General features: G+C 67.3%; 19 protein-coding genes, 1 tRNA gene and 3 pseudogenes. 4 read left to right on the top strand and 19 right to left on the bottom strand.

The annotated features are described in order from the left end of the window. The first annotated feature begins 88 nt into the window (after positions 1–88). Positions 89–1471 carry a S41 family peptidase gene (locus IE153_RS21745; protein WP_189591518.1) on the top strand — a complete coding sequence of 461 codons (1383 nt, stop codon included), beginning with the start codon at positions 89–91 and terminating at the stop codon, positions 1469–1471. Here IE153_RS21745 and IE153_RS21740 read toward each other — a convergent pair. Together IE153_RS21740 and IE153_RS21735 are read right to left on the bottom strand one after the other, a co-directional pair. Then, a pseudogene (locus IE153_RS21740) lies at positions 1468–1655 on the bottom strand (DUF397 domain-containing protein). The gene IE153_RS21745 and the pseudogene IE153_RS21740 sit on opposite strands and share 4 nt — an antisense overlap. Continuing rightward, positions 1652–1888: pseudogene (locus IE153_RS21735) on the bottom strand (Scr1 family TA system antitoxin-like transcriptional regulator); the annotation flags it as partial. The pseudogenes IE153_RS21735 and IE153_RS21740, both read right to left, overlap by 4 nt. A 2-nt stretch (positions 1889–1890) precedes the next feature. Here IE153_RS21735 and IE153_RS41705 point away from each other — a divergent pair. Further along, positions 1891–1968: pseudogene (locus IE153_RS41705) on the top strand (helix-turn-helix domain-containing protein); the annotation flags it as partial. A gap of 14 nt (positions 1969–1982) precedes the next feature. Here IE153_RS41705 and IE153_RS21730 read toward each other — a convergent pair. From IE153_RS21730 to IE153_RS21650, 17 genes are all read right to left on the bottom strand, one after another. Further along, a complete protein-coding gene (locus tag IE153_RS21730) occupies positions 1983–2477 on the bottom strand; it encodes an NUDIX hydrolase (RefSeq protein ID WP_189591517.1) in 495 nt (164 codons plus the stop codon). A gap of 123 nt (positions 2478–2600) precedes the next feature. Next, positions 2601–3794 carry an elongation factor Tu gene (tuf, locus tag IE153_RS21725; protein ID WP_030839706.1) on the bottom strand — a complete coding sequence of 398 codons (1194 nt, stop codon included), beginning with the start codon at positions 3792–3794 and terminating at the stop codon, positions 2601–2603. Between the two features lie 154 nt (positions 3795–3948). Further along, positions 3949–6075, bottom strand: coding sequence for an elongation factor G (gene fusA / locus IE153_RS21720; protein WP_030839709.1), 2127 nt, complete (start codon positions 6073–6075; stop codon positions 3949–3951). A 39-nt stretch (positions 6076–6114) separates the two neighbouring features. Next, positions 6115–6585 (bottom strand): 30S ribosomal protein S7, encoded by a 471-nt coding sequence (rpsG, locus tag IE153_RS21715; RefSeq protein WP_003992340.1) that lies wholly within the window; start codon positions 6583–6585, stop codon positions 6115–6117. 2 nt (positions 6586–6587) lie between these two features. Further along, a complete protein-coding gene (gene rpsL, locus IE153_RS21710) occupies positions 6588–6959 on the bottom strand; it encodes a 30S ribosomal protein S12 (RefSeq protein WP_003948652.1) in 372 nt (123 codons plus the stop codon). Between the two features lie 319 nt (positions 6960–7278). Then, on the bottom strand, positions 7279–7800 hold the full coding sequence (locus IE153_RS21705; RefSeq protein WP_438817928.1) for a DUF1707 and DUF4190 domain-containing protein: 522 nt from the start codon (positions 7798–7800) through the stop codon (positions 7279–7281). A 274-nt stretch (positions 7801–8074) separates the two neighbouring features. Then, complete coding sequence (locus IE153_RS21700) at positions 8075–11974, bottom strand: DNA-directed RNA polymerase subunit beta' (RefSeq protein ID WP_189591515.1); 3900 nt, start codon at positions 11972–11974, stop codon at positions 8075–8077. Positions 11975–12068: 94 nt separating this feature from the next. Further along, complete coding sequence (rpoB, locus tag IE153_RS21695; protein WP_189591514.1) at positions 12069–15554, bottom strand: DNA-directed RNA polymerase subunit beta; 3486 nt, start codon at positions 15552–15554, stop codon at positions 12069–12071. A 571-nt stretch (positions 15555–16125) separates the two neighbouring features. Next, on the bottom strand, positions 16126–16509 hold the full coding sequence (rplL, locus tag IE153_RS21690; protein ID WP_189591513.1) for a 50S ribosomal protein L7/L12: 384 nt from the start codon (positions 16507–16509) through the stop codon (positions 16126–16128). Between the two features lie 114 nt (positions 16510–16623). After that, positions 16624–17154 (bottom strand): 50S ribosomal protein L10, encoded by a 531-nt coding sequence (rplJ, locus tag IE153_RS21685; RefSeq protein ID WP_189591512.1) that lies wholly within the window; start codon positions 17152–17154, stop codon positions 16624–16626. 308 nt (positions 17155–17462) lie between these two features. Then, a complete protein-coding gene (locus tag IE153_RS21680) occupies positions 17463–18290 on the bottom strand; it encodes an SCO4651 family lipoprotein (protein ID WP_189591511.1) in 828 nt (275 codons plus the stop codon). Between the two features lie 92 nt (positions 18291–18382). Further along, positions 18383–19240, bottom strand: coding sequence for an SCO4651 family lipoprotein (locus tag IE153_RS21675; protein WP_189591510.1), 858 nt, complete (start codon positions 19238–19240; stop codon positions 18383–18385). Between the two features lie 127 nt (positions 19241–19367). Further along, positions 19368–20093 carry a 50S ribosomal protein L1 gene (rplA, locus tag IE153_RS21670; RefSeq protein ID WP_097219215.1) on the bottom strand — a complete coding sequence of 242 codons (726 nt, stop codon included), beginning with the start codon at positions 20091–20093 and terminating at the stop codon, positions 19368–19370. A 77-nt stretch (positions 20094–20170) separates the two neighbouring features. Further along, a complete protein-coding gene (gene rplK, locus IE153_RS21665) occupies positions 20171–20605 on the bottom strand; it encodes a 50S ribosomal protein L11 (RefSeq protein WP_003992325.1) in 435 nt (144 codons plus the stop codon). A gap of 166 nt (positions 20606–20771) precedes the next feature. Next, positions 20772–21620 carry a transcription termination/antitermination protein NusG gene (gene nusG / locus IE153_RS21660; RefSeq protein ID WP_189591509.1) on the bottom strand — a complete coding sequence of 283 codons (849 nt, stop codon included), beginning with the start codon at positions 21618–21620 and terminating at the stop codon, positions 20772–20774. Between the two features lie 80 nt (positions 21621–21700). Next, the gene (secE, locus tag IE153_RS21655; protein WP_185012667.1) at positions 21701–21985 is read right to left on the bottom strand and encodes a preprotein translocase subunit SecE; all 285 of its coding nucleotides are present in this window, start codon (positions 21983–21985) and stop codon (positions 21701–21703) included. Between the two features lie 108 nt (positions 21986–22093). Then, positions 22094–22166, bottom strand: a tRNA-Trp gene (locus tag IE153_RS21650). A gap of 306 nt (positions 22167–22472) precedes the next feature. Between IE153_RS21650 and IE153_RS21645 the strand changes: the two genes are divergently transcribed. Continuing rightward, on the top strand, positions 22473–23699 hold the full coding sequence (locus tag IE153_RS21645; RefSeq protein ID WP_031102574.1) for a pyridoxal phosphate-dependent aminotransferase: 1227 nt from the start codon (positions 22473–22475) through the stop codon (positions 23697–23699). 140 nt (positions 23700–23839) lie between these two features. Then, positions 23840–24871: an adenosine deaminase gene (locus IE153_RS21640; protein WP_189591508.1), complete on the top strand. Its 1032-nt coding sequence runs from the start codon at positions 23840–23842 to the stop codon at positions 24869–24871. The last annotated feature ends 270 nt before the right edge of the window (positions 24872–25141 follow it).

The raw sequence follows: 25141 nt of genomic DNA, 5'->3' as shown, positions 1-25141 counted from the left end.
ATCCCCGTCCACCAGCCCGCCGGATGGCCGGCCCTCCCCTCCCGCAGCCACCGTGGTGGCACACGACCACACCACGGGGGAACCCACCATGCGCACCATCACAGCCACCGCCATCACCCTGGCCCTCGCCGCGGCAGCGGCAGCACCGGCCACCGCGGCCACCACAGGCGAACCGGGCACCGACGGCCTCTGGCGCATGGACGGCTACGGCACCGTCCTCTCCCTCGACGGTGACACCCTCCAGGAGTTCCAGACGACATCCGTCAGCTGTCTCAAAGGTGACAGTGCCCGGCGGACCGGCCCCGGCACGTACGCGACCGCCGACGGCGCCACACTGACCGTCCGGCCCGGCCCCGGTGGGAACCGCGCCACCCTGGGCTTCGACACCTCGGTCGGACACCGCTCGCTGCGGCGGATCCAGGAACTGCCGGCCGACTGCACCCGCCCCACCCCCAAGGACCCCCGCACCGCCTTCGACGTCTTCTGGCACTCCTTCGCCGAGAACTACCCCTTCTTCGCCGCGAAGGGCGTCGGCTGGCAGGACATGAGGGACCGGTACCGGCCGAAGGTGCACCGGGACACCACCCGCAAGGAGCTCTTCGGCATCTTCAGCGACATGGTGCGGCCCCTCTACGACGCCCATGTCGCCGTCCGGGACGGGAACCAGGTCTTCGCCCAGGTCCGCCCGGGCACCCAACCGCCCGGCGAGGCACTGGACACCAAGGTCAAGAAGTTCATCACCGAACGCGACCTCAAGAACGCCCCGTACCGCCAGGACTTCGCAGGCGGCCGCATCACCTACGCCGACCTGGCCGGCCGCGCCGCCGGCCAGGGCTACCTCCGCATCTCCGGTTTCGGCGGATACGCCCCTGACGGCGCCCCCTATCCCGTCCACCTCGCCGAACTCGACAAGGCCCTGGACACGATCCTCACCACCGAGCGCACCCAGCGGCTCAAAGGCCTGATCATCGACCTGCGCATCAACGGCGGCGGCTCCGACGCCCTCGGCATCCACATCGCCGAACGCCTCACGGACACGCCCTACGTCGCCTACGCCAAGCGCGCCCGGAACCACCCGACCGACCCCGACCGGCACACCCGCCCCGAGCCCATCCGGGTCGTACCGGCTTCCGGGCCCCGCTACACCGGGCCCATCGCCGTACTGACCTCGGGCACGACCGTCAGCGCGGGTGAGACCTTCACGCAGGCCCTGATCGACCGTCCGGGCGGAACGGTCCGCGTCGGGCAGCCGACCCAGGGTGTGTTCTCCGACGTCATGCAGCGCAACCTGCCGAACGGGATGACGGCGATCCTCCCGAACGAGGAGTTCCTGAACCGGTCGGGCCGGACCTACGACGGCACCGGCATCCCGCCCCACCTGACCGAACCGGTCTTCACGAAGGAGGAGTTCGGGAAGAAGCGGGACTCGGCGTTCGACCGCGCGGTAGGCGTCCTTCGGAACGGCGGCTAGAAGGAAGCCAGGAACTCCGACCAGGCCTCCGGCGTCAGCGCGAGCCGGGGGCCGTCGGTGTGCTTGGAGTCCCGGACGTGGATGGTGGCGGTCTCGGGGCCTATCGCGATCTCGACGCAGGAGTTGCCGTCGGGGCCACTGCTGTAGCTGCTCTTGAACCACGCAGTTCAGCGTTGCGGATCATGTCTCTCCCAGCAGTTGCTCGATAAAGGCCAGCGACTCCCGTGGCGGAAGGGCCTGAGCCCGGATCGTGCCATACCGCAGTTCGAGGATCCGGATCTGTTTGGGATCAGTGCTCGGTCGACCGTTGAACGCACCGTCCGATCGGCCCACAGCAGTGCCGTCCCCGAACTTCAGCACCTCGATCCTCCCGTTCAGACCGGGGTGGGCGTCGCTGCTCGTCGGCATCACCTGGAGCCCCCCTCCAGACCTGCGACGGCTGCGACCGCGCCTTCCGCGCCCCGGAACCCGGCCGGTGCCGCGACTGCCGGTCAGCGGCCGCGCTGTCCGCTCAGAGCCCGAGCCGCACCGGCCTGACCGGAACACCCGAGGTGATCAAGGCCGTCAGCGGAGTCGCGAGGTCACGCGGAGAGAACAGGTCCGGACCGTCGTAGCGGGCCACTTCGGACGGGTCCCACCACTCCAGACCGCTGATGTTCTCCTCGGCCAGCTCGACGTCGGACAGCGTCCCGCGCGGATCGAAACCGGCAGTGCGTACGAGGAAGTAGTCGTTGATGACGCCGTCGTAGCCCGCGGCGTGTCCGGGCGCCACGACCTCCTGGTGCCAGACGTGCGGCGGATCGGCGCTGACGGCGAGACCCACCTCTTCCAGCAGTTCCCGGCGCAAGGCGGCAAGCGGTGTCTCACCCGGCTCGATCCCGCCACCGGGCGCTGCCCACACCACGGTTCCCGCCGGCTCCGGAATCGCGAACCGGCACAGGAGGATGCGGTCGTCCTCGTCGAGGATGAGCGCGCGGACTGAATGGCGCAGGTTCACAGACGGCACCCGGACACGCTAACCGCACGGAACACGGGACGGACCGGGACAGCAAAAGGGCCCGCACGACCGAAGTCGTACGGGCCCCTTCGAGCCACTCAGGTCAGTAGACCCTCAAGCCAGTCCGAGGACTCACTTGTTGATCTTGGTGACCTGGCCGGCGCCCACGGTCCGGCCACCCTCACGGATGGCGAACTTCAGGCCCTCCTCCATGGCGACGGGCTGGATGAGCTCCACCTTCATCTCGGTGTTGTCACCCGGCATGACCATCTCGGTGCCCTCGGGGAGGGTCACCACGCCGGTCACGTCCGTCGTACGGAAGTAGAACTGCGGGCGGTAGTTGTTGAAGAACGGCGTGTGGCGGCCACCCTCGTCCTTGGACAGGATGTAGGCCTGCGCCTCGAACTCGGTGTGCGGGGTGACCGAGCCCGGCTTGATGATGACCTGGCCGCGCTCGACGTCCTCGCGCTTGATGCCACGGAGGAGCAGACCGACGTTCTCACCGGCCTGGCCCTCGTCGAGCAGCTTGCGGAACATCTCGATGCCGGTGACCGTGGTGGTGGTCTTCTCCTGCTTGATGCCCACGATGTCAACGGTCTCGTTGACCTTGAGGACACCACGCTCGATACGACCGGTGACGACGGTGCCACGACCGGTGATCGTGAAGACGTCCTCGATCGGCATCAGGAACGGCTTGTCGACGTCACGCTCGGGCTGCGGGATGTTCTCGTCCACGGCCTTCATGAGCTCGAGGACGGAGTTGCCCCACTCCTTGTCGCCCTCGAGAGCCTTGAGCGCCGAGACCTTGACGACCGGCAGGTCGTCGCCCGGGAACTCGTACTCGGAGAGGAGCTCACGGACCTCGAGCTCGACGAGCTCCAGGATCTCCTCGTCGTCCACCATGTCGGCCTTGTTCAGGGCGACGACGATGTACGGAACGCCGACCTGGCGGGCCAGGAGCACGTGCTCCTTGGTCTGCGGCATCGGGCCGTCGGTGGCGGCGACCACGAGGATGGCGCCGTCCATCTGCGCCGCACCCGTGATCATGTTCTTGATGTAGTCCGCGTGACCGGGGCAGTCGACGTGGGCGTAGTGACGCGTCTCGGTCTGGTACTCGACGTGCGCGATGGAGATGGTGATACCGCGCTGGCGCTCCTCAGGAGCCTTGTCGATCTGGTCGAAGGCCGAGGCCTCGTTCAGGTCCGGGTACGCGTCGTGCAGCACCTTGGTAATGGCGGCCGTGAGGGTCGTCTTACCGTGGTCGATGTGACCGATGGTGCCGATGTTGACGTGCGGCTTAGTCCGCTCGAACTTCGCCTTCGCCACTGGGGTCCTCCTGAGAGTGGTTCTGGTACGCCTTACTCATCGGCGCCAGGTGATCTTTGCTGGAAAGCCCGGGCCTCGGGGCATTCCCACCACGATTGCGGCGGAATGCCCCTCGAGCACCGGAGTCAAGCCTACGGCGTGTAGACGCGGTGCGTTACTCGCCCTTGGCCTTCGCGATGATCTCCTCGGCGACGTTCCGGGGAACCTCGGCGTAGGAGTCGAACTGCATCGAGTAGCTTGCGCGACCCGACGTCTTGCTGCGGAGGTCTCCGACGTAGCCGAACATCTCCGAGAGGGGCACGAGGCCCTTCACGACACGGGCACCGGCCCGCTCCTCCATGGCCTGGATCTGACCACGGCGGGAGTTGATGTCGCCGATGACCTCACCCATGTAGTCCTCGGGCGTGGTGACCTCGACGGCCATCATCGGCTCGAGCAGCACGGGGCTGGCCTTGCGCGCGGCCTCCTTGAAGGCCTGCGAACCGGCGATCTTGAACGCCAGCTCGGAGGAGTCGACCTCGTGGTAGCCACCGTCGATCAGGGTGACGCGCACGCCGGTCATCTCGTAGCCGGCGAGGATGCCGAACTGCATGGCCTCCTGCGCACCGGCGTCGACCGAAGGGATGTACTCCTTCGGGATACGACCACCGGTCACCTTGTTCACGAACTCGTACGAGGCGTCGCCGCCCTCGATCGGCTCGATCGCGATCTGCACCTTGGCGAACTGACCGGTACCACCGGTCTGCTTCTTGTGGGTGTAGTCCACGCGCTCGACGGCCTTGCGGATCGTCTCACGGTAGGCGACCTGCGGCTTGCCGACGTTGGCCTCGACCTTGAACTCACGGCGCATGCGGTCGACCAGCACCTCGAGGTGCAGCTCGCCCATACCGCCGATGATGGTCTGGCCCGTCTCCTCGTCCGAGTGGACCTGGAACGACGGGTCCTCCTCGGCGAGGCGCTGGATCGCGACGCCCAGCTTCTCCTGGTCGCCCTTCGACTTGGGCTCGATGGCGACCTGGATGACCGGCGCCGGGAAGTCCATGGACTCCAGGATGACCGGGTTCTTGTCGTCGGACAGCGTCTCACCCGTGGTGGTCTGCTTGAGACCCATCACGGCGACGATGTCGCCGGCGCCCACCGACTCGATCTCCTCACGCTTGTTCGCGTGCATGCGGTAGATCTTGCCGATGCGCTCCTTCTTGCCCTTCACCGAGTTCAGCACGGCGGTGCCGGACAGGAGGCGGCCGGAGTACACGCGGACGAAGGTGAGCTTGCCGAGGTGCGGGTCGCTCATGATCTTGAACGCCAGCGCGGCGAGGGGCTCGTCCTCCGACGGCTTGCGCGCGATGACCTGCTCCGGGTCCTTGACGTCGTGGCCCTCGATGGCCTCGACGTCGAGCGGGGTGGGCAGGTAGCGCACGACCGCGTCGAGCAGGGGCTGAACGCCCTTGTTCTTGAACGCGGTGCCGCAGAACACGGGAGTGACGGTGGTGCCGCCGCTCTTGCCGGACGCGATGGTGATACGACGGATCGCGGCGTAGAGCTGCTCCACGGTGGGCTCGGTGCCCTCCAGGTACAGCTCCATCAGCTCTTCGTCGTTCTCGGCGACGGCCTCGAGCAGCTTGCCGCGGTACTCCTCGGCAGCCTCGGCGTGGGTGTCCGGGATGTCGACGGTGTCGTACATCTCGCCCTTGGTCGCCTCGGCCGACCAGACCAGGGCCTTCATCGTCACGAGGTCGATGACGCCCTTGAAGTCCGCCTCGGCACCGATCGGCAGCTGCATGACCAGCGGCTGGGCGCCCAGGCGGTCCGAGATCATGTCCACGCAGCGGTGGAACTCGGCGCCGGTACGGTCCAGCTTGTTCACGAAGCAGATGCGGGGCACGCCGTAGCGGTCGGCCTGACGCCACACCGTCTCGGACTGCGGCTCGACACCGGCGACACCGTCGAACACCGTCACGGCACCGTCGAGCACGCGCAGGGAGCGCTCCACCTCGACGGTGAAGTCGACGTGACCCGGGGTGTCGATGATGTTGATGGTGTAGTCGTTGTCCTCGAGCGGCCAGTGACAGGTGGTCGCAGCAGACGTGATCGTGATGCCACGCTCCTGCTCCTGCTCCATCCAGTCCATGGTGGCAGCGCCGTCGTGGACCTCACCGATCTTGTAAGACACACCGGTGTAGAACAGGATCCGCTCGGTGGTGGTCGTCTTGCCCGCGTCGATGTGGGCCATGATCCCGATGTTGCGGACCTTGGCCAGGTCAAGTGAAGTGGTAGCCATAAGGCTTCAGTCTTCTCTCGGTCTCGATGTGGGTAGCGACTACCAGCGGTAGTGCGCGAAGGCCTTGTTGGACTCGGCCATCTTGTGGGTGTCCTCGCGCTTCTTCACAGCGGCACCGAGGCCGTTGGACGCGTCGAGAAGCTCGTTGAGCAGACGCTCGGTCATCGTCTTCTCGCGACGGGCGCGGGAGTAACCGACCAGCCAGCGCAGCGCGAGCGTGTTGGCACGACCGGGCTTGACCTCGATCGGAACCTGGTACGTCGCACCACCGACACGGCGGGACTTGACCTCGAGGGTCGGCTTGATGTTCTCCAGCGCGCGCTTCAGCGTGATGATCGGGTCGTTGCCCGTCTTCTCACGCAGACCCTCCATGGCGCCGTAGACGATGCGCTCGGCGGTGGAGCGCTTGCCGTTCAGCAGCACCTTGTTGATGAGCGACGTGACCAGAGGAGAACCGTAGACCGGGTCGATGATGACCGGGCGCTTCGGGGCGGGGCCCTTACGAGGCATTCTTACTTCTCCTTCTTGGCGCCGTAGCGGGAACGGGCCTGCTTGCGGTTCTTGACACCCTGGGTGTCGAGGGAGCCACGGATGATCTTGTAGCGAACACCCGGCAGGTCCTTCACACGGCCGCCGCGCACGAGCACGATGGAGTGCTCCTGCAGGTTGTGTCCCTCACCCGGAATGTAAGCGGTGACCTCGATCCCGCTGGTCAGACGCACACGCGCGACCTTACGCAGGGCCGAGTTCGGCTTCTTCGGGGTGGTCGTGAACACACGCGTGCAGACGCCCCGGCGCTGAGGGGAACCCTCGAGTGCGGGCGTCTTGTTCTTCTCGACCTTGTCCTGCCGGCCCTTCCGGACCAGCTGCTGGATCGTAGGCACTACTTCTCCGGTTTCTGTGTGCCGAATGGTGAAGCTAACCTGGAACGTCGCCGACCCACGCGGTCGGGTGTGTCGAACCCGCGGACTTCCGCCGCGAGGCAGAAACTGCGCAGATTACGGTGGCCGGTGTCAGCTCGCCGTGCGGTTCATGGCACACACGCGAGCCAGGGCACACCCCAGGCACAAGGTCTGAGCGTACCTACCGCATTCGCTGCGGTCAAAACAAATGGGCACCGCCCGCATCGCCAGGCGGGACATGTCAAGCCCCCGAGCCGTTGTCGATCTTCAAGTCGGCGGCTCGTGTCCGATATGCATACCTTCACGATGCTACGACGGACACCACCGTGAGCAACACCAGAACGAGTGCCCAGCCCGCCGTGGACAACCACCCGAGCACCAGACCGGTCAGCGCGAGCCCGTCCCCCAGCTCGCCCCGGCTGCGGATCTCGGCCCGGGCCACATGCCCCAGCACGACCGCCGGGATCCCGGTGAGCCCCATCGTCGGCACGCACAGCAGCCCGCACACCCCGGCCGCGACGGCCTTCCCGTTGGTCCGCGCCCGCGGCACCGGCACGAACGTCGTCGGCACGGGCACGACCGAGGCCGGCTGCGGCAGCGGCCCCTGCGGCAGATCGGCGACGAGCAGCGCCAGCTCCCCCACGGTCCGCGCCGCGTAAGCCCGCCCGACCCGCTTCTCGAACTCGTCCCGCTCCATCCGCCCCTCGCCGTACCCGGCTCTGAGCACGTCCACGGCCCGCTCCCGATCGGCGTGCGACGCCAGCATCGAGGGAGCACCAGGACCCTGCCAGGGCTGCCACGACGGATAGTGCGACTGCGACACGGAGCACCTCCCCGGGGGCCGGAGTCCTTCCATGATGCGCCGATGCGGGGGTTCCGGCACCGGTGCGTCGACGGAAGGGGGTCGTATGTCGGCCAGACAGCCGACAGACGCGCTCCGGGGCGGGCACGCGCCCCGGACTCACCTCCGTACACCGGGAGGCACTGAAGGCCCGCCGGAACGGTGTGCGGGCCGGCCCACCCGGGACGCGGACCCCGGGGAACGCCGAAGGGCGGCCACCCCGCAGGATGACCGCCCTTCGGCTCAAGCGACTCGCTTACTGGTTGTACGGACCGTAGTCGTAGTCCTCCAGCGGAACGGCCTGGCCGGAGCCCGTGCCGAACGGCGAGTAGTCGATGTCGTCGTAGCCGACGGCCGAGTACATCGCGGCCTTGGCCTCCTCGGTCGGCTCCACCCGGATGTTGCGGTAGCGGGACAGACCCGTACCGGCCGGGATGAGCTTACCGATGATGACGTTCTCCTTGAGGCCGATGAGGCTGTCGGACTTGGCGTTGATCGCCGCGTCCGTCAGGACTCGGGTCGTCTCCTGGAAGGAGGCGGCCGACAGCCAGGATTCCGTCGCCAGCGAGGCCTTGGTGATACCCATCAGCTGCGGACGACCGGAGGCCGGGTGACCGCCCTCCTGGACCACACGACGGTTCTCGGTCTCGAACTTCGAGCGCTCGACCAGCTCACCGGGCAGCAGCTCGGCGTCGCCGGACTCGATGATCGTCACGCGGCGCAGCATCTGCCGGATGATGATCTCGATGTGCTTGTCGTGGATCGACACACCCTGCGAGTTGTAGACCTTCTGGACCTCGCCGACCAGGTGGACCTGGACGGCACGCTGGCCCAGGATGCGCAGCACGTCGTGCGGGTTGGTGGCACCCACGGTGAGCTTCTGGCCCACCTCGACGTGCTCGCCCTCGCTGACCAGGAGACGGGCACGCTTCGAGATCGGGAACGCCGTCTCGTCGCTGCCGTCGTCCGGGGTGACGACGATCTTCTTGGTCTTCTCGGTCTCCTCGATCCGGACGCGGCCCTGGGCCTCGGAGATCGGGGCGACACCCTTCGGGGTACGGGCCTCGAAGAGCTCGACGACACGCGGCAGACCCTGGGTGATGTCGTCACCGGCCACACCACCGGTGTGGAAGGTACGCATCGTCAGCTGGGTACCGGGCTCACCGATGGACTGGGCGGCGATGATGCCGACCGCCTCACCGATGTCGACCAGCTTGCCGGTGGCCAGCGAACGGCCGTAGCACATCGCGCAGGTGCCGACGGCGGACTCGCAGGTCAGGACCGAGCGGGTCTTGACCTCCTCGACGCCGCGCTGCACGAGCTCCTCGATGAGGACGTCGCCCAGGTCGGTGCCGGCGGGGGCCAGCACCTGTCCCTCGACCACGATGTCCTCGGCGAGGCAGCGCGCGTACACGGAGGTCTCGACGTCCTCCGTCTTGATCAGCGCGCCCTCGGCGTTCCGGTCGGCGATCTTCAGACGCAGACCGCGCTCGGTGCCGCAGTCCTCCTCGCGAATGATGACGTCCTGGGAGACGTCGACCAGACGACGCGTGAGGTAACCCGAGTCGGCGGTACGCAGAGCGGTGTCCGCCAGACCCTTACGGGCACCGTGCGTGGAGATGAAGTACTCCAGCACGGACAGGCCCTCACGGAACGACGCCTTGATCGGACGCGGGATCGTCTCGTTCTTCGCGTTCGACACCAGACCACGCATACCGGCGATCTGACGCATCTGCATCATGTTGCCTCGTGCACCCGAGTTCACCATCATGAAGATCGGGTTGGTCTTCGGGAAGTTGTCGTTCATCGCCTCGGCGACCTCGTTGGTCGCCTTGGTCCAGATCGCGATGAGCTCCTGCGTGCGCTCGTCCTTGGTGATCAGACCGCGCTCGTACTGCTTCTGGACCTTCTCGTCCTGCGCCTCGTAACCCTTGACGATCTCCTTCTTCGCCTCGGGAACGACGACGTCGGAGATGGCCACGGTCACGCCGGAACGGGTCGCCCAGAAGAAGCCGGCCGCCTTCAGGTTGTCGAGCGTCGCCGCCACGATGACCTTGGGGTAGCGCTCGGCGAGGTCGTTGACGATCTCGGAGAGCTGCTTCTTGCCGACCTCGTAGTCGACGAACGGGTAGTCCTCGGGCAGCAGCTCGTTGAAGAGCGCACGGCCCAGGGTGGTGTTCAGCCGGAAGCTGTCACCCTGCTGCCACTCGGGCTCGCCCTCCTCACGCGCCGGCGGGTTCCAGCCACGCGGCGGGATGGTGCCGACCGGGAAGCGGACGTCGATCTTCGACTGGAGCGACAGCTCGCCCGCGTCGAAGGCCATGATCGCCTCGGCGACCGAGGCGAAGGAACGGCCCTCGCCCTTGAGGTCGCGCATCTCGCCGTCGGTGGTGAGGAAGAACAGACCGAGGACCATGTCCTGGGTCGGCATCGTCACCGGGCGGCCGTCGGCCGGCTTGAGGATGTTGTTCGAGGACAGCATCAGGATGCGGGCCTCGGCCTGCGCCTCCGCGGACAGCGGCAGGTGCACGGCCATCTGGTCACCGTCGAAGTCCGCGTTGAACGCGGTGCAGACGAGCGGGTGGATCTGGATGGCCTTGCCCTCGACCAGCTGCGGCTCGAAGGCCTGGATGCCGAGGCGGTGCAGCGTGGGCGCACGGTTCAGCAGAACCGGGTGCTCCGCGATGACCTCTTCCAGCACGTCGTACACGACCGTGCGGCCGCGCTCGACCATGCGCTTGGCGCTCTTGATGTTCTGCGCGTGGTTCAGGTCGACCAGGCGCTTCATCACGAACGGCTTGAAGAGCTCCAGCGCCATCGCCTTCGGCAGACCGCACTGGTGCAGCTTCAGCTGCGGACCGACGACGATCACGGAACGCGCGGAGTAGTCCACACGCTTACCGAGCAGGTTCTGACGGAAGCGGCCCTGCTTACCCTTCAGCATGTCGCTGAGGGACTTCAGCGGGCGGTTACCGGGACCGGTGACCGGACGACCACGACGGCCGTTGTCGAACAGCGCGTCGACGGCCTCCTGGAGCATGCGCTTCTCGTTGTTCACGATGATCTCGGGCGCACCGAGGTCGAGAAGGCGCTTCAGGCGGTTGTTCCGGTTGATCACACGGCGGTACAGGTCGTTCAGGTCGGAGGTCGCGAAGCGGCCACCGTCCAGCTGCACCATCGGGCGGAGGTCCGGCGGGATGACCGGCACGCAGTCGAGCACCATGCCCTTGGGGCTGTTGCTGGTCTGCAGGAACGCGGAGACGACCTTCAGGCGCTTGAGCGCACGGGTCTTCTTCTGGCCCTTGCCGGTACGGATGATCTCGCGGAGACGCTCGGCCTCCTCGTCGAGGTCGAAGGACTCCAGGCGCTTCTGCAGCGCCGCGGCACCCATCGAGCCGTCGAAGTACGTGCCGAAGCGGTCACGCAGCTCGCGGTAGAGCAGCTCGTCGCCCTCGAGGTCCTGGACCTTGAGGTTCTTGAAGCGGTTCCACACCTCGTCGAGGCGGTCGATCTCGCGCTGCGCACGGTCGCGCAGCTGCTTCATCTCGCGCTCGGCGCCCTCGCGCACCTTGCGGCGCACGTCGGCCTTGGCGCCCTCGGCCTCCAGCTCGGCCAGGTCGGTCTCGAGCTTCTTGGCGCGGGCCTCCAGGTCGGCGTCGCGGCGCTGCTCGACCTGCTGGCGCTCGACGGAGACGTGGGCCTCCAGCGAGGGCAGGTCACGCGTACGGCGCTCCTCGTCGACGTACGTGATCATGTACGCCGCGAAGTAGATGACCTTCTCGAGGTCCTTGGGGGCCAGGTCGAGCAGGTAGCCCAGACGCGACGGGACGCCCTTGAAGTACCAGATGTGCGTGACCGGCGCGGCCAGCTCGATGTGGCCCATCCGCTCACGGCGCACCTTGGCGCGGGTGACCTCGACGCCACACCGCTCACAGATGATGCCCTTGAAGCGGACACGCTTGTACTTGCCGCAGTAGCACTCCCAGTCCCGGGTCGGACCGAAGATCTTCTCGCAGAAGAGTCCGTCCTTTTCGGGCTTGAGCGTGCGGTAGTTGATCGTCTCGGGCTTCTTGACCTCGCCGTGGCTCCACTGACGGATGTCGTCAGCGGTGGCCAGACCGATCCGGAGCTCGTCGAAGAAGTTGACGTCGAGCACTATGCGTCAATCCCTCTCAGGGTTGTAAGTCATGGGGTCTGATACGGGGGTCCTGGGGCCGGAGGCCTTCATCGCGAAGGCCTCCGGACTCCCGTCAGACCTCTTCGACGCTGCTCGGCTCGCGCCGGGACAGGTCGATGCCAAGCTCCTCCGCAGCGCGGAAGACGTCCTCGTCGGTGTCGCGCATCTCGATGGACATGCCGTCCGAGGACAGCACCTCCACGTTGAGGCACAGGGACTGCATCTCCTTGATGAGCACCTTGAAGGACTCGGGGATGCCGGGCTCGGGGATGTTCTCGCCCTTGACGATGGCCTCGTAGACCTTCACGCGGCCGGTCACGTCGTCGGACTTGATGGTCAGCAGCTCCTGGAGGGCGTACGCGGCGCCGTAAGCCTCCAGCGCCCACACCTCCATCTCACCGAAGCGCTGGCCACCGAACTGGGCCTTACCACCCAGCGGCTGCTGGGTGATCATCGAGTACGGACCGGTCGACCGGGCGTGCAGCTTGTCGTCGACCAGGTGGTGCAGCTTGAGGATGTACATGTAGCCGACCGAGATCGGCTCCGGGAACGGCTCGCCGGAGCGGCCGTCGAACAGCGGCGCCTTACCGGTCGGGAGCACCATGCGCTCGCCGTCGCGGTTCGGGATGGTGTGGTTCAGCAGACCGGCCAGCTCGTCCTCACGCGCACCGTCGAAGACGGGGGTGGCGACGTTGGTGCCCGGCGCGACCTGGTCGGCCTCGATGGCCTGCAGGCGCTGCGCCCAGTCGTCCGCGAGGCCGGAGACGTCCCAGCCGCGGCTGGCGAGCCAGCCGAGGTGGATCTCCAGGACCTGACCCGGGTTCATTCGGGACGGCACACCGAGCGGGTTGAGGATGATGTCGACCGGGGTGCCGTCCTCCAGGAACGGCATGTCCTCGATCGGCAGGATCTTCGAGATGACGCCCTTGTTGCCGTGACGGCCGGCGAGCTTGTCACCGTCGGTGATCTTGCGCTTCTGCGCGACGTAGACGCGCACCAGCTGGTTCACACCGGGGGGAAGCTCGTCGCCCTCCTCGCGGTCGAAGACGCGGACGCCGATGACCTTGCCGATCTCGCCGTGCGGGACCTTCAGCGAGGTGTCACGGACCTCACGGGCCTTCTCACCGAAGATGGCGCGCAGCAGGCGCTCCTCGGGCGTCAGCTCGGTCTCACCCTTGGGCGTGACCTTGCCGACGAGGATGTCACCGGCGACGACCTCGGCACCGATACGGATGATGCCGCGCTCGTCGAGGTCGGCGAGGACCTCCTCGGAGACGTTCGGGATGTCCCGGGTGATCTCCTCGGGGCCGAGCTTGGTGTCACGGGCGTCGACCTCGTGCTCCTCGATGTGGATCGAGGAGAGGACGTCGTCCTGCACGAGGCGCTGCGACAGGATGATCGCGTCCTCGTAGTTGTGACCCTCCCACGGCATGAACGCCACGAGCAGGTTCTTGCCCAGCGCCATCTCGCCGTTCTGGGTGGCCGGACCGTCGGCCAGGACCTGGCCCTCGATGATCCGGTCGCCCTCGTTGACGATGACCTTCTGGTTGACCGAGGTGCCCTGGTTGGAGCGGGCGAACTTGGCCAGGCGGTACGTGATGTACGTGCCGTCGTCGTTGGCGGTGGTGATGTAGTCCGCGGAGACCTCCTGGACCACACCCGCCTTCTCGGCCTTGACCACGTCGCCGGCGTCGACGGCGGAGCGGTACTCCATGCCGGTGCCGACGAGCGGGGACTCGGACTTAATCAGCGGCACGGCCTGACGCATCATGTTCGCGCCCATGAGGGCACGGTTGGCGTCGTCGTGCTCGAGGAACGGGATCATGGCGGTCGCGACCGACACCATCTGGCGCGGCGAGACGTCCATGTAGTCGACGTCCTCGCCGGTGACGTAGTCGACCTCGCCGCCCTTACGGCGGACCAGCACCCGGGCCTCGGCGAAGCGGAGGTCGTCCGTCAGCTGCGCGTTGGCCTGCGCGATGACGAAGCGGTCCTCCTCGTCGGCGGTCAGGTAGTCGACCTCGTCGGTGACCTGGCCCTCGAACACCTTGCGGTACGGGGTCTCCACGAAACCGAACGCGTTGACCCGGCCGTAGGAGGCGAGCGAGCCGATCAGACCGATGTTCGGGCCTTCGGGCGTCTCGATCGGGCACATGCGGCCGTAGTGCGAGGGGTGCACGTCACGGACCTCGAAGCCGGCCCGCTCACGGGACAGACCACCCGGGCCAAGAGCCGACAGACGGCGCTTGTGGGTGAGACCCGACAGCGGGTTGTTCTGGTCCATGAACTGCGACAGCTGGCTGGTGCCGAAGAACTCCTTGATGGAGGCGACGACCGGCCGGATGTTGATCAGGGTCTGCGGCGTGATCGCCTCGACGTCCTGGGTCGTCATCCGCTCGCGGACGACACGCTCCATACGCGCCAGACCCGTACGGACCTGGTTCTGGATGAGCTCGCCGACGCTGCGCAGGCGGCGGTTGCCGAAGTGGTCGATGTCGTCGGTCTCGACGACGATGTTCGTACCACTGTCGCCGACCGTCTCGGTCTCGCCCGCGTGCAGCTTCACCAGGTACTTGATCGTCGAGATGATGTCCTCGACGGTCAGGATGCCCGCGTCCAGCGGAGCGTCCGCACCCAGCTTCTTGTTGACCTTGTAGCGGCCGACCTTGGCCAGGTCGTAGCGCTTGGGGTTGAAGTAGAGGTTCTCGAGCAGCGTCTGCGCGGCCTCACGCGTGGGGGGCTCGCCCGGACGCAGCTTGCGGTAGATGTCGAGCAGCGCGTCGTCCTGGCCCTGGGTGTGGTCCTTCTCCAGGGTGGCGCGCATCGACTCGTACTCGCCGAACTCCTCGAGGATCTGCTCGGTGGTCCAGCCGAGCGCCTTGAGCAGGACGGTGACGGACTGCTTGCGCTTGCGGTCGATGCGCACACCGACCATGTCGCGCTTGTCGATCTCCATCTCCAGCCAGGCACCCCGGGACGGGATGATCTTGGCGGAGAAGATGTCCTTGTCGGACGTCTTGTCGATGGAGGAGTCGAAGTAGACACCGGGCGAACGGACGAGCTGCGACACCACGACACGCTCGGTGCCGTTGATGACGAAGGTGCCCTTGTTCGTCATGAGCGGGAAGTCGCCCATGAAGACCGTCTGGGACTTGATCTCGCCGGTCTCGTTGTTCGTGAACTCAGCGGTGACGAAGAGCGGGGCCGCGTACGTGAAGTCGCGGTCCTTGCACTCGTCGATGGAGTTCTTCGGCGGCTCGAAGCGGTGGTCGCGGAAGGTCAGCGACATCGACCCGCTGAAGTCCTCGATCGGGGAGATCTCCTCGAAGATCTCCTCGAGCCCGGACTTGGTGGGGACGTCCTGACCGTTCTCGAGAGCCTCCTCGACCCGACTCTGCCAGGCGGTGTTGCCGAGCAGCCAGTCGAAGCTCTCGGTCTGCAGCGCGAGCAGGTTCGGAACCTCGAGAGGCTCCTTGATCTTTGCAAAAGAGATGCGCAGCGGGGCAGTGCTGGCGGCGTTGTTCGTATTCGCGGTCGAGGCGTTGCGCGAGGCGGCCAAGAGGGGGTCCTTCCGAGGGCTCGGACTCACTACGCGCGTACCGGCCCCTCTCCCGTACACGGAGACAAGCTGTGCCGACAGGGCTGAAAGGCCAGGTCAGACATTTCTTGTCATCGATGCTCGGGCGAGGGCAGACCCCTGGTGACGGGCAGGGGACAGCTAACAGGCAGCGCAAAGGGTCAGTGTAGCCACTTGGCACACTGATGTCCAGTGCGGGTCCTGGAACCCGTGTTCACCCTCGTTGTTCCACTCCTGCGACACGGCGCTGCCCTCAACGCACGTTAGTACTGCCCTCTTCGTCGCCGATCCATGCCTCGGATTCGGATCCTGTGACGACGCGTCCTGAGAATTGCGCGCTGCGTGCGGTTCGTCAAGGCCCCTCTGCCCGATCCGGGGCCGCCCGGAGACACGACGAAGATCACCATACCCCCCGCCACCGGGGCTTCAAGGCAACCGTGGCCCGCCCCCGAGAACGCCGAAGAGCGACCACCCGGATGGATGATCGCTCTTCCGCGCTTACGCGTTACACGTCCAGTGGGACGTGTTGTGGATCCTGACGGATCCGAGGGTGTTACTTGACCTCGACGGAGGCGCCGGCGCCCTTGAGGGACTCGGCGGCCTTCTCGGCGGCGTCCTTGGCGACCTTCTCGAGAACGGGCTTCGGGGCGCCGTCCACGAGGTCCTTGGCCTCCTTCAGACCCAGGGAGGTCAGCTCACGCACGACCTTGATGACCTGGATCTTCTTGTCGCCGGCACCCGTGAGGATGACGTCGAACTCGTCCTGCTCGGCCTCGGCCTCGACCGGGGCGCCGGGGGCGGCGGGGCCCGCAACGGCGACCGCGGCGGCGGCGGTGACGTCGAACTTCTCCTCGAAGGCCTTCACGAACTCGGAGAGCTCGATGAGGGTCATCTCCTCGAACTGCGCGAGCAGGTCTTCCTGGCTGAGCTTCGCCATGATGGCGGTCCTTCCACTAATTCGGCAGGTGCCGGATGTACATGTGAGGCGGGCGTACGTCTGGCCCGCGACGGTCGCCGCGTTCAGGCAGCGGCGGCCGGGATGCGAGCCGAGTTACTCGGCACCGCCCTGCTCGTCCTGCTTGGCACGGAGCGCGTCCACGGTGCGGACGAGCTTCGAGGGAAGCGCCTGGAAGAGCTGAGCAGCCTGGGACTGCTTGCCCTTGAAGGCACCCGCCAGCTTGGAGAGCAGAACCTCGCGGGACTCGAGGTCCGCAAGCTTCTTGATCTCATCGGCGGACAACGCCTTGCCGTCAAGGACGCCGCCCTTGATGACGAGGTTGGGGTTGTCCTTGGCGAAGTCACGGAGACCCTTCGCCGCCTCGACCGGGTCACCGGTCACGAAGGCGACGGCCGACGAACCCGCAAAGAGGTCGTCCAGCGTCGTGATCCCGGCCTCGTTGGCCGCAATCTTGGTCAGCGTGTTCTTCGCCACACGGTACTGAGCGTTCTCACCGAGTGAACGACGCAGCTGCTGGAGCTGCGCGACGGTGAGACCGGTGTACGCGGTAACGACGGCAGCGTTGGAGTTGCGGAACTTCTCCCGCATCTCCTCGACGGCATCGACCTTGTCAGGCCTCGCCATGAGCCTCGGCCTCCTTCCGGGTGTGTCGGACCGCGCGGACCCGAAGGAGGACTGGGGAAAACGAAACGCCCCGGCGCAAGCGCACGGGGCGTAGCTCGACCGGTTTCACGCACGCACGAGGCGGCGGACTCCGGGAGCTTCTCCAGTGTCACCTGCGCGGGTCGTCCGCCGTTCAGCGGATCCTTCGGCCACCGCGCCCTCTGATGAGCGCGCGGTAACGACCAGCGGTCTTTGGCTTCTGTAGGAGAGTACGGGAACGGATCGCCGTCAAGCAAATCCGCCCGTACGGCTGATCAGCGCGGGGCGGTTCAGCCCTGCTCCAGCTCCTTGAACATCTCGCCGAGGTCCGCGACGTCCTTGGTCGGCGGGGCCGTGACGGTGACCGGCTTGTTGTAGTCGAGGAAGGTGATGGTCATGTCCATCGGGCCCTTGTCGGCCTGGCCCTTCATGCGGAACTGCTTGGTGTGGTCCTCGCCGTCGACCCACATGTCCATCGTGAGCTTGTCGACGCCCATCTTCTCGTACTGCTTGATGCTCTTCTCGCGCTGCTTGCGGGTCTCCGCCTTGTCGTCCTTGAGCGAGGCGCGCAGGTCGTCGAGGGTGACCGTGCCCGTGTAGTGAGTGGTCTCGACGCCTTCGACCTTCTCGCTGCCGACCTTCTTCACGTCCTTGGCGCCCGTGAGGAAGGTGGACTCGGCCGCGGGGTTCTGCTCGGCCTGGCTCGTGGAGCCCATCCGGTCCATGTCCTTGGCCGCGTCGGTGCCGGACAGGTCGAACTTCAGCCAGCGCTTGCCGTCCATCTCCTTGGCCATCTCGGCTCCCCCACCGAGGTACATGGCCTTGTCGACGAGACGGATCTCGACGGTTTCACCGGCGCCCTGGTCGGGCGCCTTCATCTTCATGCTCATCGCGATCGTCGGCTTCAGGCGCATGGACGCCTCGCCCTCGACGCGGCCCGACTCCGGGACGGTGCCCTTCATGCGGTACTGGAGGGACGTGATGTCCTCCGTGTTCTTCGCCGCCTTGGCGACGGCCGCCGCGGGCGTCATCTCCGGCGACTCCTCGGAACCGCAGCCGACCGCACCGGCGGCGAGGAGCAGGGCACACAGCCCGGCAGCAGGTATGGATGTCCTCATTGATTCCCCCCAAGGAATACATGCTTGCTTCACAGCAAGGCAGTGAGCGTATCCCAGAGGGGCACAGGTGATCTATCCGAATTGACGGAGTCTCAGGGCGTGCCGGTCTGCTTGCGCATCAGGTCCTCGAAGTCCCCGGTGTCGGACCGCGGGGGGCGCACGGCCCGGACGGTCGCGCCGTAGTCGGCGTAGTGCGCCGTCTGGGTCATCCGGCCCGAGGCCGTCCGTGCCTTCTCGACCTTCTTCACCAGCAGGTTCCGCCCGTCGATCCAGATGTCGACGGTCTCGGTGGTCACACCGGCCTCGGTGAGCTGCCTGCGCAGGCCGGCGTCGGTGAGGTCGGCCGTCGCCACGGTGCCGGACCAGTGCGTGGCCGACCGGCCGCGGACGGTCTCCTCGCCGACCTTCCGGACGTCACCGGACGACAGCAGGAGCTTCACGGACTGGTTGGGCGTGGTGCTGCGCATCCGGTCGCCGAGGTGGCCGCCCGAACCGCCGGCCAGGGCTTCGAGGTCCTCGTAGGCGTACCGGATCCACCGCTTGCCGCCCGACTTCTCGGCGAACTTCTCGCCCATGCGCGCGTAGTACGCGTCGGGCAGATAGCGGGCCTCCATCGAGGTGGTGCCGAGCCGGCGCATGGTGTCGGCCACGGTGCCGCCGGTGTACGTGATGGTGAGGGTGCCGGTGATGCCGTCGTTCCAGCCGAGGGTGCCGTCGGCGGTCATGGACATCAGCGAGCCCATGGTGGTCGTGGACTCGACCCGGGCGGACTCGGCGTGCTCGGTGGCCCGCTCTGCGGAGCGCAGGGCCGCGAGGGTGCGCCCGTGCGGGGCCCTGTCGTCCTGGCCGGGGCCGTCGGAGGAGTCCTGGGATGTGCAGGCGACCACCCCCGTCAGCGCGGTCGCCACCGCGAGCACCAGGCCCACGCGGCGCACGGTCGAGCCCTGCATACGTCCCCCGTTCGCATCCGGTTCCCGCACGTTAACCCAGGCCACCGGCGTACGTACCGGAAAAGGGAACGGGCCCCGCACCTGTAAGAGGTGCGGGGCCCGTGACCGGTTGGGTGAGCCGTCAGGCTCAGACCGCAGCCGGGTCCTCCTCGACGAGGAGGTTGCGGGTGCGGTTGGAGTCGACCGGAATGCCGGGGCCCATCGTGGTGCTGATGGCGGCCTTCTTGATGTAGCGCCCCTTGGCGGCGGACGGCTTCAGACGGAGGATCTCCTCCAGGGCCGCGCCGTAGTTCTCCACCAGCTTGGTGTCGTCGAACGACGTCTTGCCGATGATGAAGTGCAGGTTCGCGTGCTTGTCGACGCGGAACTCGATCTTGCCGCCCTTGATCTCGGTGACGGCCTTGGTCACGTCGGGGGTGACGGTACCGGTCTTCGGGTTCGGCATCAGACCACGCGGACCGAGCACACGGCCGAGGCGGCCGACCTTGCCCATGAGGTCCGGGGTGGCGACGACGGCATCGAAGTCCAGACGGCCCTTCGACACCTCGTCGATCAGCTCGTCGGCGCCGACGATGTCGGCGCCCGCGGCACGCGCGGCCTCGGCACGGTCACCGGTCGCGAAGACCAGGACCCGGGCGGTCTTACCGGTGCCGTGCGGAAGGTTCACGGTGCCACGGACCATCTGGTCGGCCTTGCGCGGGTCGACACCCAGGCGGAAGGCGACCTCGACGGTGCTGTCGAACTTGGTCGTGGAGGTGTCCTTGGCGAGACGGACGGCCTCGAGCGGGGCGTAGAGCTTCTCCCGGTCGACCTTGGCGTCCGCAGCGCGAAGGGACTTGCTGCGCTTGCTCACTACTGCTCCTGTGGATTCTTAGGAGTCGTGGTCCGGGCCGAGCAGGCCCCGCCACTACTACTGGTGGTGGTTGGGGCTCAGCCCTCGACCGTGACGCCCATGGAGCGGGCGGTGCCGGCGATGATCTTCTCGGCGGCGTCCAGGTCGTTGGCGTTGAGGTCGGGCATCTTGGTCGTGGCGATCTCACGGACCTGGTCACGCGTGATCTTCGCGACCTTGGTCTTGTGCGGCTCGCCGGAGCCCTTCTCGATGCCCGCGGCCTTCAGGATCATCTTCGCGGCCGGCGGCGTCTTGGTGATGAAGGTGAAGGAACGGTCCTCGTAGACCGTGATCTCCACCGGGATCACCCAGCCACGCTGCGACTCGGTCGCGGCGTTGTAGGCCTTGCAGAACTCCATGATGTTCACGCCGTGCTGACCCAGCGCGGGGCCGACCGGCGGGGCCGGGTTGGCGGCACCGGCCTGGATCTGGAGCTTGATGAGCCCCGTGACCTTCTTCTTCTTGGGAGGCATAGCTCTCCGGGTCCTTTCGATTCGGGTCCTGCCTGCGTACGGGGACCACCCGGACGCAGGCATACCGCACAACGATAACGGGTATAGATGCGCGGCCAAAAACCGCGCAGGTCAGGCAAGCGCCGGAGCGATCGCCTGACCTGCGCGGAAGCGGTGAGTCCGGAAGTTAGTTCTTCTGGATCTGGTCGAAGGAGAGCTCGACCGGCGTCTCGCGGCCGAAGATCTCGACGAGGCCCTTGACCTTCTTCGAGTCCGGGTTGATCTCGTTGATGGTCGCCTGCAACGTGGCGAACGGGCCGTCGGTGACGGTGACCGAGTCGCCGACCTCGAAGTCCAGCACCTGGACCTCGACCTTGCGCTGCGGAGCCGGCTTGCCCTCGGCCTCGGCGGCCTCGCGGGCGGCCTTCTCCTCGGCCTCGGGGGCGAGCATCTTGACGATCTCGTCCAGGGTCAGCGGGTACGGGTCGTAGGCGTTGCCCACGAAGCCGGTGACGCCGGGGGTGTTGCGGACGACACCCCAGGACTCGTTCGTCAGGTCCATGCGGACGAGGACGTAGCCCGGAAGCTTGTTCTGCTTGATCGTCTTGCGGTCGCCGTTCTTGATCTGGACGACCTCTTCCTGCGGCACCTCGGCCTGGAAGATGTAGTCCTCGACGTTCAGCGAGACGGCGCGCTGCTCGAGGTTGGTCTTCACGCGGTTCTCGTAGCCGGCGTAGGTGTGGATGACGTACCACTCGCCGGGCAGGACCCGCAGTTCCTCGCGGAGCTTCTCGATCGGGTCGCGGTCGTCCTCGGGCTCTTCCTCGAGTTCTTCCGCGGCCTCTTCGGCGTCCTCGGTCTCCGCCTCTTCGGCGTCCTCGGTCTCCGCCGCGGCGGCGTCGTCCGCGACGGCGTCGGCAGCCTCGACCTCGGCGGAGGCCTCGGTGTCCTCGCTGTCCGCGCCCTCGACGATGTCGAGCTCGTCCTCGACGGACTCGACAGGCTCGATGGCGTCGTTCACGTTCGGGTCAGACACGGTGGCTGCTTCTTCCTGGATACATGGGGGTGGAACATGCGAAAGGAGCGCCGGGTACCTCGGCGCTCTTCGCGGACTGCTCAGCCGAACACGTACTTGGCGGCGTTGCTGAGCCCATAGTCAATCACGGTGACCAGGCCGATCATGATGACGACGAAGACGATCACCACGGTCGTGTAGGTCGTCAGCTGGTTGCGCGTCGGCCAGACGACCTTGCGCAGTTCCGCGACGATCTGACGGTAGAAGAGGGCGAGCCGCTTCAGCGGGCCCTTCTTGCCGCGCTTGCCGCCCTTGCGAGTCTTCTTGGACTCCGGCGCCTCGTCCTGGGCATCAGGCATGTCGATGGAGCCCACGGCGTCCGTCACTCGTCCTCACCTGATTCCGGGTCGTGGCCGTGCCGCGCCCGGTCTGAGCCGCACGGCGGTGCATTGCTGTACGTACATGCGCACACATCCTGGCGAAGGAGTGTGTAGCAGGGCCGGAGGGACTTGAACCCCCAACCGCTGGTTTTGGAGACCAGTGCTCTACCAATTGAGCTACGACCCTTTGTGTGTCCCCCAACGTACCGCATCCATCCGGATGCTTGGTGTGCACCGAACGGGCGCGGCCTGCTGAAGGCCAACGAGGTGAGAGTGTACGTGCTCGGCGGCCGGTCGTCGAACAGAAAGGGCCCGCGACAGGGCTCGTTGGCGCAAGATCGCCTCCGGAACCGGGGGCGGGCTGACGTGAATGCGCTGAAGATCGCCCAGGCCGTGCGGGTGATCCGCACTGTTGTTCAAGGGTTTGCCCGACGTTGTTCAGTCTGTGAAACCCCCGTGCCGCGCGCGTTTCCGGTCTGAAACGATGGGGCCCATGAGCGCTGCAACCCCTCCCACCGAGCGCCGGGTCTCCGCCCGAGTCGGCGCGATCTCCGAGTCCGCCACCCTCGCCGTGGACGCCAAGGCCAAGGCCCTCAAGGCCGCAGGGCGGCCGGTGATCGGCTTCGGCGCCGGTGAGCCCGACTTCCCCACCCCGGACTACATCGTCGAGGCCGCGATCGAGGCCTGCAAGAACCCGAAGTTCCACCGCTACACGCCGGCCGGCGGCCTGCCCGAGCTGAAGGCCGCCATCGCCGCGAAGACGCTGCGGGACTCCGGCTACGAGCCCGACGTGTCGCAGATCCTGGTCACCAACGGTGGCAAGCAGGCCATCTACGAGGCCTTCGCCGCGATCCTCGACCCGGGCGACGAGGTCATCGTGCCCGCGCCGTACTGGACGACGTACCCGGAGTCGATCCGGCTGGCCGGCGGTGTCCCGGTGGAGGTCGTCGCCGACGAGACGACCGGCTACCGGGTGTCCGTCGAGCAGCTGGAGGCGGCGCGCACGGAGAAGACGAAGGTCGTCCTCTTCGTCTCCCCGTCCAACCCGACCGGCGCGGTCTACAGCGAGCAGGAGACCGAAGCCATCGGCCGCTGGGCCGTCGAGCACGGCCTGTGGGTGATGACCGACGAGATCTACGAGCACCTCGTCTACGGCGGCGCCTCCGCCGTGTCGCTGCCGGCGGTGCTGCCGGAACTGCGCGACAAGTGTGTCGTGGTCAACGGTGTCGCGAAGACGTACGCGATGACCGGCTGGCGTGTCGGGTGGATCATCGGCCCGAAGGACGTCGTCAAGGCGGCGACCAACCTGCAGTCGCACGCCACGTCGAACGTGTCCAACGTCGCCCAGGCGGCCGCGCTGGCCGCCGTCTCCGGTGAGCTGGACGCCGTCGCGAAGATGCGTGAGGCGTTCGACCGGCGGCGCAAGACCATCGTGCGGATGCTGAACGAGATCGACGGCGTGGTGTGCCCGGAGCCGGAGGGTGCGTTCTACGCCTACCCGTCGGTGAAGGCCCTGGTCGGCAAGGAGATCCGGGGCCGGCGGCCCAAGGACACGGTCGAGCTCGCCGCGCTGATCCTGGAGGAGTCCGAGGTCGCGGTGGTGCCGGGTGAGGCGTTCGGTACGCCCGGGTACCTGCGGCTGTCGTACGCGCTGGGTGACGAGGATCTGGTCGAGGGTGTGAGCCGGATCCAGAAGCTGCTGGCGGAGGCCAGGGACTGATCCAGCCTACTCACGTGAGTAGTTTGGAGCGGGCCGTTCCCCTTGCGGGGGCGGCCCGCTCTGTCGTGTGCGCGTGCGAGCAAGACCACGTTCGGGGAAAACGCTGTCGGGACTGCTGAGGCATACGGCAGGATCCTGGGATGGAGCGTGAACGTGATGTCTCTGAACTGCCGAAAGCCCACCTGCACCTGCACTTCACCGGGTCGATGCGCCCCTCGACCGTGCTGGAACTGGCCGACAAGCACGGCGTGCGGTTGCCCGACGCGCTGACCGAGGCCCTGGCCGGCGGGGAGCCACCGAGTCTGCGGGCGACGGACGAGCGGGGTTGGTTCCGCTTCCAGCGGCTGTACGACGCGGCGCGCTCGTGCCTGCGGGAGCCGGAGGACATCCAGCGGCTGGTGCGGGAGGCCGCGGAGGAGGACGTGCGGGACGGGTCGGGGTGGCTGGAGATCCAGGTCGACCCGACGTCGTACGCGCCGCGGCTGGGCGGGCTGATCCCGGCGCTGGAGGTCATCCTCGACGCGGTGGAGACGACGTCGCGGGAGACCGGGCTCGGGATGCGGGTGCTGGTCGCGGCGAACCGGATGAAGCATCCGCTGGACGCGCGGACGCTGGCGCGGCTGGCGACGAGGTACGCGGACCGGGGGGTCGTCGGGTTCGGGCTGTCGAACGACGAGCGTCGGGGGATGGCACGGGACTTCGACCGGGCGTTCGGGATCGCGCGTGAGGCCGGGTTGCTGTCGGCGCCGCACGGGGGTGAGCTCGCGGGGCCGTCGTCGGTGCGGGACTGCCTGGACGACCTGGGGGCGAACCGGGTGGGGCACGGGGTGCGGGCGGCGGAGGATCCGCGGCTGATGAAGCGGCTGGCGGACCGGCAGGTGACGTGCGAGGTGTGCCCGGCGTCGAACGTGGCGCTGGGGGTGTACGAGAAGCCGGAGGACGTGCCGCTGCGGACGCTGTTCGAGGCGGGGGTGCCGTTGGCGCTGGGCGCGGACGATCCGTTGCTGTTCGGGTCGCGTCTTGCCGCGCAGTACGAGATCGCGCGGCGGTATCACGGGTTCACAGATGCGGAGCTGGCGGAGGTGGCTCGGCAGTCGGTGCGGGGGTCGGCGGCGCCGGAGGATGTGAAGACGAAGCTGCTGGCGGGGGTGGACGACTGGCTGGCGTCGTAGCTCGTGTCCTCGACTGTGCCGAGTGGTGGGTCGGGGCCGCGCCGGGGGGTGTCCGTCCTCGGAACGGCGCGATGGACCTTCATACCGACTGACTGGCGTTGACGCGCCAACCGCTGCGGGCGGACACCCCCCGACACGACCCCTTGCGTACGACGGCGGCTGCGGGAGCGTCGTGGCGCGCCCCAGCTGCGAGCACGCGCCGCTCAGCTGCGAGCCGCCCCCGCTGCGGGCATGCGTGCCGCTAGGGGCGATGGGGGTCCCCCCTGCTCG

The organism is Streptomyces massasporeus (assembly GCF_014648995.1).
Classification (GTDB): Bacteria; Actinomycetota; Actinomycetes; order Streptomycetales; family Streptomycetaceae; genus Streptomyces; species Streptomyces massasporeus.
The sequence above is the reverse complement of the archived record's forward strand: the minus strand, read 5'-3'. Positions and strand labels throughout refer to the sequence as shown.